This window comes from Vibrio sp. DW001, from assembly GCF_029016285.1.
Taxonomy (GTDB): Bacteria; Pseudomonadota; Gammaproteobacteria; order Enterobacterales; family Vibrionaceae; genus Vibrio.
The window spans coordinates 1,133,560-1,147,699 of record NZ_CP091976.1 but is presented as its reverse complement, the minus strand read 5'-3'; the positions used below and the strand labels follow the sequence as shown (position 1 = coordinate 1,147,699).

Sequence of the window (14,140 nt, the reverse complement as noted above, 5' to 3'; positions counted from 1 at the left end):
GACAACAATTTACCATCCAAAATCAGTTACTAGTCACTACATAAAAAGTAATATAACATAGTATTTCTGTAATAAACTGAACGATATTAATGGCATAAGGCACTCTAAAAAACATGCGCTTATCCATTAAAAAAAATAATACTCTACTGACTAAAAAGGACACCAACAACAACAGAAGAGACAGTTTAGAATCTGAAACAAAACACGATACTGCTAAGACAATAAACATCAATATAATCATATCATCTTGTCGTTCACTATTTATGCTTACTCTAATCCATTCTTTTGTTTGTTCGGAATAACTGAATTTATAGATCATGCTAAAAACCATGGAGTAACTTAAAAAATGACTTAGTATTAACGCATACGGTACGTTTTCTATCCTCAACAAAACTATATATTTGATCAAAAAAAGCATTACTAGTGTCAGAAATATCACAGATTGTTTTTTTATCTTCATTCTTAGTTTCAGGTTTCCGATGGGATTTATTAAACTATTTTTAAGCAAAAAGCCATTCCCTTGATAAAAACGAGACCCAATAAAACTCACCACCAAAGAGGAAAAAATTGCATAATATTCACATAAATAGCTGATAAACAATATGTATGAAAATGCGGCTGAAGCACCAATGAACAATCCAGCGACGCCGCAGTATTTATATGATTCAATTATGTTATTTTTATTATTCGAAATAGAACGGGGAATAGATAGGCGTGTAAAAATGGATAGAGATAAAAGTAACACCTGCCATTCCCTGAGCATCCGAGAAAAAATATTCATATTTTTTCTTCCATACCAAAAATATGTTCTTCATTAAATATGAATCACTATCAAATGGTTTATTTTCAAGGAAAATGAATTGATTATGATAAATATCATGTAAGAAATTAACACCACTCAATACATGAAATTAAAATCATCATTATTACACTAGGATATAAATTAACTATCCTCATCTAATATGGAATTCCTAAAGTCTTGAGGTGTCATTCCATATGAATTTCTAAATACCTTACAAAAATAACTAGAGCATGAATAACCTAAGTTATGAGCAATTCTAGAAATAGACCAGTCGCTATATTGCAACATTTTTTTCGCACCCTGAAGTCGCTGCTGTTTTACATAAGAATTGAATCCAATACCAATTTCCTTTTTAAACAATTTGCTAAAATAATGTGTACTTAAAAAAACATGGTCTGCAACGTCTTCTAGTCTAATATCTTCGAAATAATGCGCTTCAATATATTTAACGGATTTTTTTATTTTTCCATCATACGAATGTGCACTTTCTCTACTATGGAAAAGACTTTTGATATCATATTTATCATTAATAACGACAAAATCCATATGTTTTTTAATTGAATCATCTACCAATGTTTTAAGCAAATCGGCAGCTGAAAACAATTTTGCATAATCGACCACTTTGATCTTTTCATAATCTTCAGCTAAATCTGCGTTCTGCATCCACTTTTTATCGACTGGTTGAATATCATCGAGACCGACAGCATTTTTTACCCGAGCTTGACCACAAAGAACAAAGCCGACGAGATGTCCATTGATTTCTAGCGGGATCGAAAAATCGATTAATCCTGCATGACACCGATAAACACACGGTTTACACTCTTTTGATGCTTCTAAGCCTCCGCATCTATCGCTATTTTTACAGCGAGAGTACAGCTCTGGATGCTGTCGCATTCGCATGCAAAAATCAGTAAAATTGATACTTTCTGAGACCTCTCGCCCTTCTATATCAACTAAAACTACTGCTAATCCTGTTGAGCTAGCAAAGTCATGTAGTATTTTATTAATACCTTGCGACTCCAAAAGATTGTCTGATTTTGTTTTCATTATCACCCTCGATTGTAGGACAACTCCTAACTAAGCATGCAAACCGTCTGCTTACAAGAAATGGATGAATTATCTGCGATAACAAACAACACAACCATTCCTTTAACCAATAATATAACTAAAGCGATATTTTCCGCTATTTCACGTCTTGTATTGCTAAGTTTTTGGTAATTAAATAACGATAACCTGCACCACCGATTATTGCCCCAATAATTGGTGCAACAATCGGAATAATAAAGTAGGGAATATCTCTACCGCCAGTGAAACTCATTTCACCCCATCCTGCAACAAAAGCAAAAACTTTTGGTCCAAAATCTCTTGCAGGGTTCATTGCAAAACCAGTAAGAGGCCCAGTTGCCGCGCCGATTACGGCAACTAATAAACCAATAAGTAATGGTGCTAATGCTCCTTTAGGCACGCCGTTACCATCATCAGTCAGAGCAAAGATAAGACCCATTAAAGTAGCAGTAATTACAACCTCAACAAGTGCTGCACGCCACAGTGGTATAGCAACTTGAGGATAGGTAGAAAAAATGCTCGCTAAGTACAAACTGTCTTCACTTCCACGGACCATATTATTAGTTTGCTCATACAACACAAACAAGTCGGCATAGAGAAAATAACAAACAGCAACACCAAAAAATGCGCCTGCAGTTTGTGATGCTATATAAGGCAACACCCTACGTCTTTCAAAGTTCCCAAAAAGCCACAAACCAATTGTTACCGCAGGATTTAGGTGCGCTCCAGAAATACCAGCCGCTAAATAAACCGCTAACGAAATGCCCATCCCCCAAACGATACAAATTTCCCATAACCCAAATTGTGCACCTGCCAACTTAAGGGCAGCCAGACATGATGCGCCAAAAAATAAGAACAGCCCAGTAGCGAAGAACTCCGCAATACACTGCCCTCTCAATGAATCTTTCATAGTTATTCCTTAACCTTTTTTTCATCAATTTATCGTATATCAATCACGATTTTTTATTACTTTCATAAATCCTGATTAAATATAAATACTAAAAACATGTCACTTTATTTTTCTAGACCCATGTTAACGTCAAAATATTTAATTCTATGGTAAATAATTGTCATCAATTGATTAATATGTCGACATACGATCGATTTATTATATGACATAAATGTTTTAAATTACGCTGAAATGAATTATTTATTCTTTATACACAATAACTTAAGTTAAGTTCGCTATATGGTAATAAATTGTCTTTTGTATTTTTAAAAATTGCAACGCAAGTCATATTATTTGCCATAACTTAATATACATCTCGAAATTAAACCATCCCATAGCACTATTTATTAGCACTTACGATCTACCATGACAAGTACGTCACATATACCTTGACAATGATAAATGACAATTTTTTCTCATCTACAAACCACTAAACAATCTAATTAAAACAATCAATAGACAATTTTTTACCAATAATTCGGTATAGATTTGATTCCGTTTTCAAAGCATTAATTAATATTTTACACACTAAGATTCATTAAATAATAGTAGAGGTTATTATGCAACAAGAAGCATTAGGTATGATCGAAACGAAAGGGCTAACAGCTGCAATTGAAGCCGCTGATACGATGGTTAAGTCAGCAAATGTTGATTTAGTTGGTTACGAAAAAATTGGCTCTGGTCTAGTTACAGTTATTGTCCGTGGAGACGTAGGTGCGGTTAAAGCAGCAACAGACGCAGGCGCTGCTGCTGGTGCAAACGTGGGCGAAATAGTTGCTACACATGTTATTCCTCGCCCTCACACTGACGTAGAAAAAATCCTTCCAAAAGGAACTAAATAATGGACAGCAACCTGGTCGACGAAGTCATGACCCAGGTTATGGCAAAAGTTAATGATCAAGGAAATCAAACTCCGGATCAAAAAAATATTGAACAAGGCGGAAAGAAAATGACACAGAAAGCCTGTGGTTTAACAGAATTTGTTGGTACAGCAATCGGTGACACTATCGGACTGGTTATTGCCAATGTTGATACAGAAGTATTAAACGCAATGAAGTTAGAGAAGAAATATCGCTCTATCGGCATTATGGGGGCGCGCGTTGGTGCAGGCCCTCACATCATGGCAGCAGATGAAGCGGTTAAGAGTACCAATACCGAAGTCATCACTATTGAACTTCCACGTGATACTAAAGGCGGAGCTGGCCACGGCTCTCTTATCGTCTTTGGTGGCGATGATGTTTCTGATGTAAGACGAGCAGTTGAGGTCGCGCTAAAGGAATTGGACCGTACTTTTGGTGATGTATACGCTAACGATGCTGGTCATATTGAACTTCAATACAGCGCTAGAGCAAGTTACGCACTAGAAAAAGCGTTCGGGACACCACTAGGTAAAGCATGTGGCGTCATTGTTGGTGCACCTGCAGCTGTTGGTGTATTGATGGCTGACACGGCTGTTAAAGCCGCCAATGTAGAAACAGTTGCCTATAGTACACCCGCTAACGGAACTAGCTTTAGTAATGAAGCTATCTTAGTTATTTCTGGCGATTCTGGCGCTGTACGTCAAGCCGTCATTTCAGCACGTGAAGTTGGAAAAACCCTGCTATCTGCAATGGGTGACGAGCCAACCAACACTCGTCCTTCTTATATCTAATGCTACACAGAGGTTGATCCATGAAATCAAAAAGATTTGAAGCATTGGCAAAGCGTCCAGTTAATCAGGACGGCTTTGTGAAAGAGTGGGTTGAAGAAGGGTTTATCGCTATGGATAGCCCTAACGATCCGATACCTTCCATCAAAATTGTCAATGGCGAAGTCATTGAACTAGATAACAAACCCAAAGCTGAGTTTGACTTAATCGACCATTTTATAGCGCGTTACGGAATTAACTTAGACAACGCTGAAAAAGTAATGGCGATGGATTCTGTCAAACTAGCCAACATGTTGTGTGATCCTAATGTTCCACGCAAAGACATTGTGCCACTGACTACTTCAATGACTCCAGCAAAAATTGTGGACGTAATGTCACAAATGAATGTTGTAGAAATGATGATGTCAATGCAAAAGATGAGAGCGAGAAAATCACCTTCTCAACAAGCTCACGTCACCAACATCAAAGATAATCCAGTGCAAATCGCTGCAGACGCAGCAGAAGGTGCATTGCGTGGATTTGATGAACAAGAAACGACTGTAGCGGTTGCACGTTACGCTCCATTTAACGCCATTGCGTTATTGGTCGGCTCACAAGTAGGTCGTCCTGGAGTATTAACGCAATGTGCTTTAGAAGAAGCCACTGAGCTCAAACTCGGTATGCTTGGCCACACTTGTTATGCAGAAACAATTTCTGTTTACGGTACAGAGCCGGTATTCACTGATGGCGATGATACGCCTTGGTCTAAAGGTTTCCTTGCCTCTGCGTATGCTTCTCGTGGTCTTAAAATGCGCTTCACTTCTGGTAGTGGCTCCGAAGTACAAATGGGCTATGCCGAAGGAAAATCGATGCTTTATTTGGAAGCTCGATGCATTTTTATCACTAAAGCAGCAGGCGTTCAAGGTCTACAAAACGGTTCCGTTAGCTGTATTGGTGTCCCTTCCGCAGTACCTTCTGGTATCCGTGCCGTGTTAGCTGAAAACCTGATTTGTTCTTCACTTGATTTAGAGTGTGCATCGAGTAATGACCAAACATTTACACACTCTGACATGAGACGTACCGCGCGCATGTTGATGCAGTTCTTGCCGGGTACAGACTTCATTTCATCTGGTTATTCTGCAGTACCAAACTATGACAACATGTTTGCCGGCTCAAATGAAGATGCTGAAGATTTTGATGATTACAACGTTCTACAGCGTGACTTACGCGTCGACGGTGGACTTAATCCTGTTGTAGAAGAAGACGTTGTGGCTATTCGAAATAAAGCAGCGCGTGCTATGCAAGCAATATTTGCTGGTATGGGACTTCCTGAAATCACAGACGAAGAAGTAACGGCAGCGACTTATGCTCACGGTTCAAGAGATATGCCTGACCGTAACATCGTTGAAGATCTCAAAGCCGCACAAGAAATTATCGACCTAGAAAGAAATGGATTGGAAGTAGTAACAGCCTTGTATAAAGGTGGTTTTGAAGATGTTGCTCAAAACATGCTTGATATTCAGAAAGCAAAAATTGCCGGGGACTACCTACATACTTCAGCCATTATTCTTGGAGATAACGAAGTCGTTTCTGCAGTAAATCACCTGAACGACTATGCAGGGCCAGCAACAGGTTATCGACTTGAAGGCAAACGCTGGGAACAAATCAAAAACATTCCAAATGCGTTAGATCCACAAGAATTGGGCTAAGGAGATTGATTATGGAAATCAACGAAAAATTGCTACGGACAATCATTGAAGATGTAATCAGTAGTATGCAAGTTAAGCAAGAATCTCAAGCGGTTTCGTTTACTAAACCGTCAAGCGACAGTTCATCAAGCGCTGGATTTCTGCAAGAAATTGGTGAAGCAAAAATTAGCACCAAACGCGACGAAGTTGTAATTGCAGTTGGGCCAGCATTTGGTCTATCACAGACTGAAAGTATTGTCGGAGTTCCGCATAAACACATTATCAGAGAATTGATTGCAGGCATCGAAGAAGAAGGCCTTAGCGCCAGAATTGTTCGTTGTTTTAAGTCATCTGATGTTGCATTTGTTGCGGTTGAAGGTGAGCACCTTTGTGGCTCTGGTATATGCATTGGGATCCAATCTAAAGGCACTACGGTTATCCATCAGAAAGGATTGCCCCCTTTGTCCAACCTAGAGTTATTCCCTCAAGCGCCATTACTTACCCTTGATACTTACCGTCTGATAGGTAAAAACTCGGCTAAATATGCGAAAGGTGAAACACCGCAACCCGTTCCAACACTTAACGACCAGATGGCAAGACCTAAATACCAAGCTAAATCGGCTGTATTGCATATCAAGGAAACTAAGCACGTTGTAACGGGTAAAAACGCAGTTGAGCTAGCGGTTGCCATTTAATAAGGAAAATAAGATGAATTCAGAAACGATTGAATCGATGGTTCGTGATGTGCTGGAGAAGATGAATGGTCCACAAGGCTCTGCGTCGACTACTAGCTCGGCTCCAACACGAACTTCTAAAGCGAAAGTCAGCGACTACCCGTTGGCAAGTAAGCATCCTGAATGGGTAAAAACACCTACAGGTAAAACAGCAAAAGACATTACGTTAGAAAACGTTTTAAACGGTAGCGTGACCAATCAAGACATGCGTATCACTCCTGAGATTTTAAGAACTCAGGCTGATATTGCACGAGATGCTGGTCGAGACCTTTTAGCTCTTAACTTTGAGCGTGCTGCTGAAATGACCGCGGTACCAGATGATCAAGTACTTGATATCTACAACGCGTTACGTCCATTCCGATCTAGCAAACAAGAACTGCTCGATATTGCTCAAGAATTAGAGAGTAAATATAAAGCGACAATATGTGCTGGGTTCGTAAGGGAAGCAGCTCAGTTGTACCAAGAAAGGAAAAAACTTAAAGGCGATAACTAAGCTTTACGTTTTTTATTTTCAAACTATATGGATAAGATTATGACCTACATTGTTGGTGTTGATATTGGTAACTCCTCTACCGAAGTCGCCTTAGCCCAGTCAAAATTTGATGGTGAGCAGCAATTTATCGCTAGCGCTATTACAAACACAACTGGGATAAAAGGAACCAAACAGAACTTAGTCGGGATATACAAGGCTTTAGACCTTTTGGTTGCTAAGTCAGGAATCACGCTTAAAGATCTTGACCTTATCCGCATTAATGAAGCTACGCCAGTGATCGGTGACGTTGCAATGGAGATGATTACAGAGACAATCATTACCGAGTCAACCATGATCGGTCACAATCCCAAGACTCCTGGTGGTCTTGGTGTTGGCGTTGGCATCACTACTACATTTGATGACTTGCTAACCTTAGATAAATCAAATTCTTATATAGTCGTCGTTACTAAAGATGTCGATTTTGCCGATATCGCTTCGATGATTAATCAAGCATCGACTTTGGGCTACGATGTAACCGGCGCTATCTTACAGAGAGATGATGGCGTATTGGTTAATAATCGCCTAGACAAAATCATCCCAATTGTTGATGAGGTTGCTTTTGTCCATAAAATTCCTCTTGGTATGCAAGCCGCGATAGAGGTGGCATCTCAAGGAAAAGTTATTAATACCTTATCTAATCCATATGGTATTGCTACTTTGTTCACTCTCACCCCAGAGGAAACAAAAAGTATTGTACCCATTGCCAGAGCATTAATCGGGACTCGGTCTGCCGTCGTAGTTAAAACACCAGAAGGTGACGTCAAAGCCCGAGTAATTCCAGCAGGCAAATTGTCACTATTTTGCAAAAACCAGTCAATAGAAGTCGATATAGCAAAAGGCAGCCAAGCGGTTATGGACGCGGTATCTTCTTTGAGCCACTTAAGCAATGTAATAGGTGAATTAGGAACCAACATTGGTGGAATGATTGAAAATGTTCGCCAAACTATGGCTGAATTAACAAATAAACCATGTGATGAAGTGTTTATCCAGGATTTATTAGCCGTAGACACTTTAGTGCCTGTCGACGTTCAAGGTGGATTAGCGGGTGAATTTGCTCTCGAACATGCTATAGGAGTAGCATCGATGGTCAAGTCTGACCACTTACAGATGGCACGTATAGCAGAAGAAATTCATCACACTCTTAATATTGAAGTACAAATAGGTGGTGCAGAAGCGGAAGCCGCTATACTAGGCGCGCTAACTACACCTGGTACTGCAAAACCAATGGCGATTCTAGATTTAGGTGCTGGTTCTACCGACGCCTCTATCATCAATGGTAAAAACGACATTGTTGCCACTCACCTTGCCGGGGCTGGTGAGATGGTAACCATGGTTATTGCTGCTGAGCTCGGTTTATCTGACCGCTACCTTGCAGAGGATATTAAACGATACCCATTGGCTAAAGTAGAGAGCTTATTTCACATTCGTCACGAAGACAATAGCGTCCAATTTTTTGACAAACCTCTATCCTCAGACGTGTTTGCCAGAGTTGTTGTGGTTAAAGACGAAAGCCTAGTTCCATTAGATGCAGACCTAACTTTAGAAAAAATTCGCAATATTCGGCGTAGCGCCAAGTCTCGTGTATTCGTGACAAATTCACTAAGAGCACTTAAATCAGTTAGTCCAACAGGAAATATTCGTGATATTCCGTTCGTCGTTCTCGTCGGTGGTTCATCACTTGATTTTGAGGTCCCTCAATTAGTTACTGACGCCTTAGCACATTACAACCTTGTTGCAGGTCAAGGAAATATTCGTGGACAAGAAGGACCACGTAACGCAGTAGCAACGGGATTAATACTGTCTCATGCACAAGGAGAGATCTCGTGAGAAACTTCACTGAGCATAAGCCAACTATATTAATCATGACTCAAAATGGAGAACTCGAATCTCATTGGAGTCAAGTATTGTTTGGTATGGAAGAAGAAGGCATTCCTTATCAAATTAAAAAAGGAAAAGCTGACTATTCAATTGAAGAACAAGCTTACGAAGCGGCGCATCAATCGGCTCTAGCGGTTGGTATCGCATCGACCAATGAAGAGATAGTCGTACATTATAAGAACTTATCCAAACAACAACCTTTATTTAGAAAGGCGTACCACGATGTTACTAATCCGTTTCAGCTTAGAAACATCGGTTGTAACGCCGCTCGTTTAGTCAAAGGTATACCGTTCAAAATCAATGAATAATCAACAAGGAGTACAGAAGGTGAAAATCTCTCTCGGTTTGTTAGAAGTTAAAGGATTGGCCTTGGCGATTAATACCGCTGATGCCATGGCAAAGTGCGCTGCAATCAATATTATAGACATCGAAAAGACCAACGGTGACGGTTGGATGGTAATAAAAATCACAGGTGATGTTGCTGCCGTTCAAGCCGCTATATCTTCTGGTGCGTCTTTAGCGAACAAAAATGGCGGCCTTGTCTCTGAAAAAGTCTTACCTCGTCCTGACCTAAAACTACTGGACACTTTCATACCGAGCCCTAAAAAAGAACATATGGTAAGCAAGGCCATTGCCCCTACAGAGCTACCACAAGTAGTCAAAGACCAAAGGCCTGACCCTGTAGAACCAGTTGTGGAAGAAATATCAGAACAAGTAGAAGTAATTCAAGAGGTAAAAGAGGATTCTGAAAAATCATCAGTACAAGAATCGGAAAGTTCAAGTACGCAGATAGAGTTTGAACCAATAGAAGAAGACTCAGTTGAAATCGAACAAAAGTCGCCGCAAATAGCTACATGTAATCTATGTCTGGACCCGCAATGCCCTCGGCATAAAGGCGAACCTCACGGCAACTGCGTGAATGGAGGGAAATACAATGGTTGAGGAGGAGTTAATCCACAACGAAGTAGAGAACATTGTAAGAAATCTATTTGATGAGATGCGTCAACGACCAATACCTGTGGGGGTATCTAATCGTCATATTCACCTTTGCCAAGCCGATTTTTCAGCTCTTTTTCCCGGTCGAGATCTGACCGTTAAGAAAATGCTTCTACAACCAGGTCAATATGCAGCAGATGAAATAGTCACGGTATGTGGACCAAAAGGATGTATTGAACGAGTACGTATATTAGGGCCTTTACGTGGTCAAACCCAGGTTGAAATTTCTGCAACTGATGCTCGTACTATCGGTGTTAAAGCGCCCTTACGTTTATCAGGGAAATTAGCGGGTACACCAGGCGTTAGCTTAGTCAGTCAGTTTGGAGAAGTGGCATTAGAACAAGGTACGCTTGTCGCATTACGTCATATCCATATGTCTCCGTTAGAAGCATTGGTTTACGGTGTTTCAGATGGGGACTCGGTGAAAGTATCCATTGAAGGCACGCTCAGAAAGGCCATTTTCGACGATGTAGCGATTCGTATTGATCCCGCGATGAAACTGGAAATGCACATCGATACCGATGAGGCAAATGCTGCGGATTTAGGTAATCAATCCGCTTTCGCTGTGTTGATAAAAAACTAAAAGGTGGAATAGTGACGAATCAAGAGATCGACATTACTAGTATTGTTAACGCGGTGATTAACACTCTCATTAAACGTCAAACTGCTGTTTATAAAACAAACCTAAATGCGTTAACAAATGGAATATCAAAATCTGTTTACTCAAATTACAGCACGTTATTTATTACTCTACCAGACATACAGTTTATTCAGCAACTCGCTAGTCATGGTAAAAGTGACCATGTTAGTCCTGCTGTTCAACATGTTTATGATGCACTCTCTTATGGCCTTGATCTCAAACTCAATATCCATGAGCACCTTTTACCGTCTTTGCCCATTGATGGCTTAGCCTTATTACCGATTCAATTAAGTGATCAACTTGGCAACGCTATCAAGTTAGAGACAACACCTGTGTTGAGTTACCAACAGGTGATCACTTTCACTGGAAAATGGTTGATTACGCCAAAAACAACGCTTATTACCCCATTGGCCAAGGATATCCTTATCCAAAACAATATTTACCTAATTAAAGTGAGATAAATCATGCAATTAGCAACAGTTGTAGGCTCTATTGTTTCGACTCAGAAATCGCCGTCGCTCATCGGTAAAAAGTTATTAATTGTGAGGCGAGTAAATGGCGACGATGCCCAAACGTCAAATCCTGAATGGTCTGACGAAATCGCAGCCGATTGCGTTGGCGCAGGCGAAGGTGAACTCGTGTTTGTCACCAGAGGTTCTTCTGCCCGACTGATTCAAGATAACAACTGTGAAGCGGTTGATCTTGCCATCGTCGGTATTGTCGATTCAGTCAATTATCGGTCAGAAGGTTAAGGGGACAGACTGTGAGTATTTATACAAAGAAAGGGGATGCAGGTATGACCTCTTTAGTTGGTGGAACAAGAGTGAACAAATCTGATTTACAGGTTGATGCGTACGGAACCATTGATGAACTCAATTCTAATATTGCTCTCGCCACTAAGGCGGTCAAAAATAAGAGTCATATTCAACTCTTGGAATCAATTCAACATCAGCTTTTTTATCTTGGTGCTGAGGTTGCAACATCAGACCAGAGCGTCATTAAAAGTAATCAAAGGTTAATAGAAACCTGTGATATCGAATCGATGGAACGCGCTATTGACCAATGCATGTCGGCGCTTCCTCCCGTAAATAGCTTTGTATTACCAGGAAGTTCAGAAGCAGGGAGTCGACTTCACTGCGCCCGAACAATCGCTAGAAGAGCGGAAAGACGTTTAGTAGAAGTCGCACAACATTCAAATATACGCCCAATCGTTCTTAAATATGTAAACCGGCTATCCGATTTTCTCTATGCACTTGCACGAGCAGAAGATGATTTTTACTCAAACGAACAAATGATAAAAACTATCGTACATAGCTATTGTGAAGCGGTGGAATCTGGTCCTAAGCACGACAATCAACACAGCCAAATTTACCAAGAGAGAAGTATCATGCCAACTCCTCAAAACCTCAATTTCATGCTCGTTCATCAAATGATAAAACAAGCTGTTGACACATCTATTGAACGAAAAGTACCGGTGGTAATTTCTGTTGTCGATGCGAATGGACATCTAATCATTACTTATCGCATGCCAGAAGCATTATTGGTGAGTACCGATTTAGCACCTAAAAAAGCCTATACATCGGTAGCACTAAAATGCGCCACCCATCAACTATCTGATTTGATACAACCCGGTACAGACCTTTACCAACTAGAAACCATGTGCGATGGGAAAATTGTCACCTTTGGCGGCGGTATTCCGTTGTACCAACAACAGCAACTCGTCGGTGCTATTGGCATCAGTGGCGGCACGGTTAAGCAAGATGTAGAGATTGCACTCGCTGCCATCAAAAACTTAGATTTAGAGGAAAAATAGAAAATGGACAGTAATGAATTAGAAAACATTGTTCGCAATATTTTAACCGAGAAATTCGCGCAAAGTGAACCAGTTGAATCACCTACTGCAATAGAAAACGCTTTATTTGAAAGTGTAGATAGTGCCATACAGGCGGCTTCTGCAGCATTTCAGCGTTTTCATAGAAGCCCACTAAAAACTCGTAGTGCCATTATTACTGCGATTCGAAAAGAGTTAGCCCCCGTCATTCCAAAATTGGCAGCGGACGCAGTGGCTGAGTCAGGTATGGGCAACACAGAAGACAAAATTTTAAAAAATCAGGCGGCATTAAACAATACCCCTGGTATCGAAGACCTCACAACCCAAGCATTAACCGGTGACGATGGCATGGTGTTATATGAGTATTCACCTTATGGAGTCATTGGATCTATCACCCCAAGCACCAACCCAACTGAAACTATAATCAATAACAGTATTAGCATGTTAGCAGCTGGCAATGCGGTTTACTTTTCACCTCATCCTGGGGCAAAGCTCATCTCTTTGTGGCTTATTAGTAAAATGGAAGACATTGCCTTTAGAGCCTGTGGTATTAGAAACCTAATTGTCACTATGAAAGAGCCTAGCTTCAAAGCAACTCAGGAGATGATGATTCACCCTTCAATCGCACTGTTAGCGGTTACAGGTGGCCCGGCTATTGTTACTGCAGCAATGAAAACAGGTAAAAAAGTGATTGGCGCTGGCGCGGGTAATCCCCCTTGTCTCGTTGATGAAACCGCCGAAATTGTGAATGCCGCTAGAAGTATCATTGCTGGTGCATCTCTCGATTATAATGTGCCATGTATCGCTGAAAAAGCGGTTGTTGTTGTCGACTCTGTTGTCGATCAACTCATTCAGCAAATGCAGTCATTTGACGCCTATCTTGTATCTAATCCAAGTGATATAGAGCGCCTACGTAATGCTTGCTTTGACAATGGCACAGTAAACAAAAACCTTGTAGGAAGAAGCCCAGGAACTATCTTAGAAGCCGCAGGGATCCACTGCCCAGATAAAGAACCAAAGCTCATTATCTTAGAAACGGATGCTGATGATATTTTCGTTGTTGAAGAACAACTTATGCCTGTATTACCTATTGTTCGTGTCACTAATTTTGAAGAAGGGTTAACACTTTCTTTACGCATTGAAGCCGGCCTACACCACACAGCAGTAATGCACTCACAAAACGTATCTCGCTTAAATAAAGCAGCTCAGATGATGCAAACTTCGATTTTTGTTAAGAATGGACCTTCCTATGCTGGCATCGGTGTCGGTGGTGAGAGTTTTACCACATTCACTATTGCGACACCGACTGGTGAAGGAACAACATCAGCAAAATCATTCGCGAGATCGCGTCGTTGTGTATTACAAAACGGATTTTCAATTCGCTAATAAAAAATAAGT

At 40.5% G+C, this 14,140-nt stretch carries 15 protein-coding genes; 13 read left to right on the top strand and 2 right to left on the bottom strand.

Annotation, left to right across the window (positions count from 1 at the left end; genetic code table 11):
• Window positions 1-943 precede the first annotated feature (943 nt).
• The gene (locus L3V77_RS22500; RefSeq protein WP_275137050.1) at window positions 944-1,849 is read right to left on the bottom strand and encodes a PocR ligand-binding domain-containing protein; all 906 of its coding nucleotides are present in this window, start codon (window positions 1,847-1,849) and stop codon (window positions 944-946) included.
• 136 nt (window positions 1,850-1,985) lie between these two features.
• A complete protein-coding gene (locus L3V77_RS22495) occupies window positions 1,986-2,777 on the bottom strand; it encodes an MIP/aquaporin family protein (RefSeq protein ID WP_275137049.1) in 792 nt (263 codons plus the stop codon).
• 599 nt (window positions 2,778-3,376) lie between these two features.
• On the opposite strand from L3V77_RS22495, the gene pduA reads away from it, so the two are divergent.
• The 13 genes from pduA to L3V77_RS22430 are packed head-to-tail and all read left to right on the top strand — an operon-like array spanning window position 3,377 to window position 14,128.
• Complete coding sequence (gene pduA / locus L3V77_RS22490; protein WP_275137048.1) at window positions 3,377-3,658, top strand: propanediol utilization microcompartment protein PduA; 282 nt, start codon at window positions 3,377-3,379, stop codon at window positions 3,656-3,658.
• Complete coding sequence (gene pduB, locus L3V77_RS22485; protein ID WP_275137047.1) at window positions 3,658-4,467, top strand: propanediol utilization microcompartment protein PduB; 810 nt, start codon at window positions 3,658-3,660, stop codon at window positions 4,465-4,467. The genes pduA and pduB overlap by 1 nt, the downstream gene beginning before the upstream one ends.
• 20 nt (window positions 4,468-4,487) lie before the next feature.
• Window positions 4,488-6,152: a propanediol/glycerol family dehydratase large subunit gene (locus L3V77_RS22480; RefSeq protein ID WP_275137046.1), complete on the top strand. Its 1,665-nt coding sequence runs from the start codon at window positions 4,488-4,490 to the stop codon at window positions 6,150-6,152.
• Between the two features lie 11 nt (window positions 6,153-6,163).
• Complete coding sequence (locus L3V77_RS22475) at window positions 6,164-6,826, top strand: propanediol/glycerol family dehydratase medium subunit (RefSeq protein ID WP_275137045.1); 663 nt, start codon at window positions 6,164-6,166, stop codon at window positions 6,824-6,826.
• Between the two features lie 13 nt (window positions 6,827-6,839).
• Window positions 6,840-7,358: a propanediol dehydratase small subunit PduE gene (gene pduE, locus L3V77_RS22470; RefSeq protein WP_275137044.1), complete on the top strand. Its 519-nt coding sequence runs from the start codon at window positions 6,840-6,842 to the stop codon at window positions 7,356-7,358.
• A gap of 39 nt (window positions 7,359-7,397) precedes the next feature.
• On the top strand, window positions 7,398-9,224 hold the full coding sequence (locus L3V77_RS22465) for a diol dehydratase reactivase subunit alpha (RefSeq protein ID WP_275137043.1): 1,827 nt from the start codon (window positions 7,398-7,400) through the stop codon (window positions 9,222-9,224).
• Window positions 9,221-9,583: a glycerol dehydratase reactivase beta/small subunit family protein gene (locus L3V77_RS22460; protein WP_275137042.1), complete on the top strand. Its 363-nt coding sequence runs from the start codon at window positions 9,221-9,223 to the stop codon at window positions 9,581-9,583. Before L3V77_RS22465 ends, L3V77_RS22460 begins: the two co-directional genes overlap by 4 nt.
• A 19-nt stretch (window positions 9,584-9,602) precedes the next feature.
• Window positions 9,603-10,217 carry a BMC domain-containing protein gene (locus L3V77_RS22455; protein WP_275137041.1) on the top strand — a complete coding sequence of 205 codons (615 nt, stop codon included), beginning with the start codon at window positions 9,603-9,605 and terminating at the stop codon, window positions 10,215-10,217.
• Window positions 10,210-10,854 (top strand): phosphate propanoyltransferase, encoded by a 645-nt coding sequence (locus L3V77_RS22450; RefSeq protein WP_275137040.1) that lies wholly within the window; start codon window positions 10,210-10,212, stop codon window positions 10,852-10,854. The genes L3V77_RS22455 and L3V77_RS22450 overlap by 8 nt, the downstream gene beginning before the upstream one ends.
• A gap of 11 nt (window positions 10,855-10,865) precedes the next feature.
• Window positions 10,866-11,372, top strand: coding sequence for a PduM family microcompartment protein (pduM, locus tag L3V77_RS22445; protein WP_275137039.1), 507 nt, complete (start codon window positions 10,866-10,868; stop codon window positions 11,370-11,372).
• Window positions 11,373-11,375: 3 nt separating this feature from the next.
• The gene (locus L3V77_RS22440) at window positions 11,376-11,663 is read left to right on the top strand and encodes a EutN/CcmL family microcompartment protein (RefSeq protein ID WP_275137038.1); all 288 of its coding nucleotides are present in this window, start codon (window positions 11,376-11,378) and stop codon (window positions 11,661-11,663) included.
• A gap of 11 nt (window positions 11,664-11,674) precedes the next feature.
• Window positions 11,675-12,724, top strand: a complete 1,050-nt coding sequence (locus L3V77_RS22435; protein WP_275137037.1) for a cob(I)yrinic acid a,c-diamide adenosyltransferase — start codon at window positions 11,675-11,677, stop codon at window positions 12,722-12,724.
• 3 nt (window positions 12,725-12,727) lie between these two features.
• Window positions 12,728-14,128, top strand: a complete 1,401-nt coding sequence (locus L3V77_RS22430; RefSeq protein WP_275137036.1) for an aldehyde dehydrogenase family protein — start codon at window positions 12,728-12,730, stop codon at window positions 14,126-14,128.
• Window positions 14,129-14,140: the final 12 nt, after the last annotated feature.

Excerpts from the sequence above, each read along its gene's own strand:
- L3V77_RS22500 (WP_275137050.1), bottom strand. The coding sequence starts at position 1,849 with ATGAAAACAAAATCAGACAATCTTTTGGAGTCGCAAGGTATTAATAAA.
- L3V77_RS22495 (WP_275137049.1), bottom strand. The coding sequence starts at position 2,777 with ATGAAAGATTCATTGAGAGGGCAGTGTATTGCGGAGTTCTTCGCTACT.
- pduA (WP_275137048.1), top strand. The coding sequence starts at position 3,377 with ATGCAACAAGAAGCATTAGGTATGATCGAAACGAAAGGGCTAACAGCT.
- pduB (WP_275137047.1), top strand. The coding sequence starts at position 3,658 with ATGGACAGCAACCTGGTCGACGAAGTCATGACCCAGGTTATGGCAAAA.
- L3V77_RS22480 (WP_275137046.1), top strand. The coding sequence starts at position 4,488 with ATGAAATCAAAAAGATTTGAAGCATTGGCAAAGCGTCCAGTTAATCAG.
- L3V77_RS22475 (WP_275137045.1), top strand. The coding sequence starts at position 6,164 with ATGGAAATCAACGAAAAATTGCTACGGACAATCATTGAAGATGTAATC.
- pduE (WP_275137044.1), top strand. The coding sequence starts at position 6,840 with ATGAATTCAGAAACGATTGAATCGATGGTTCGTGATGTGCTGGAGAAG.
- L3V77_RS22465 (WP_275137043.1), top strand. The coding sequence starts at position 7,398 with ATGACCTACATTGTTGGTGTTGATATTGGTAACTCCTCTACCGAAGTC.
- L3V77_RS22450 (WP_275137040.1), top strand. The coding sequence starts at position 10,210 with ATGGTTGAGGAGGAGTTAATCCACAACGAAGTAGAGAACATTGTAAGA.
- L3V77_RS22440 (WP_275137038.1), top strand. The coding sequence starts at position 11,376 with ATGCAATTAGCAACAGTTGTAGGCTCTATTGTTTCGACTCAGAAATCG.
- L3V77_RS22430 (WP_275137036.1), top strand. The coding sequence starts at position 12,728 with ATGGACAGTAATGAATTAGAAAACATTGTTCGCAATATTTTAACCGAG.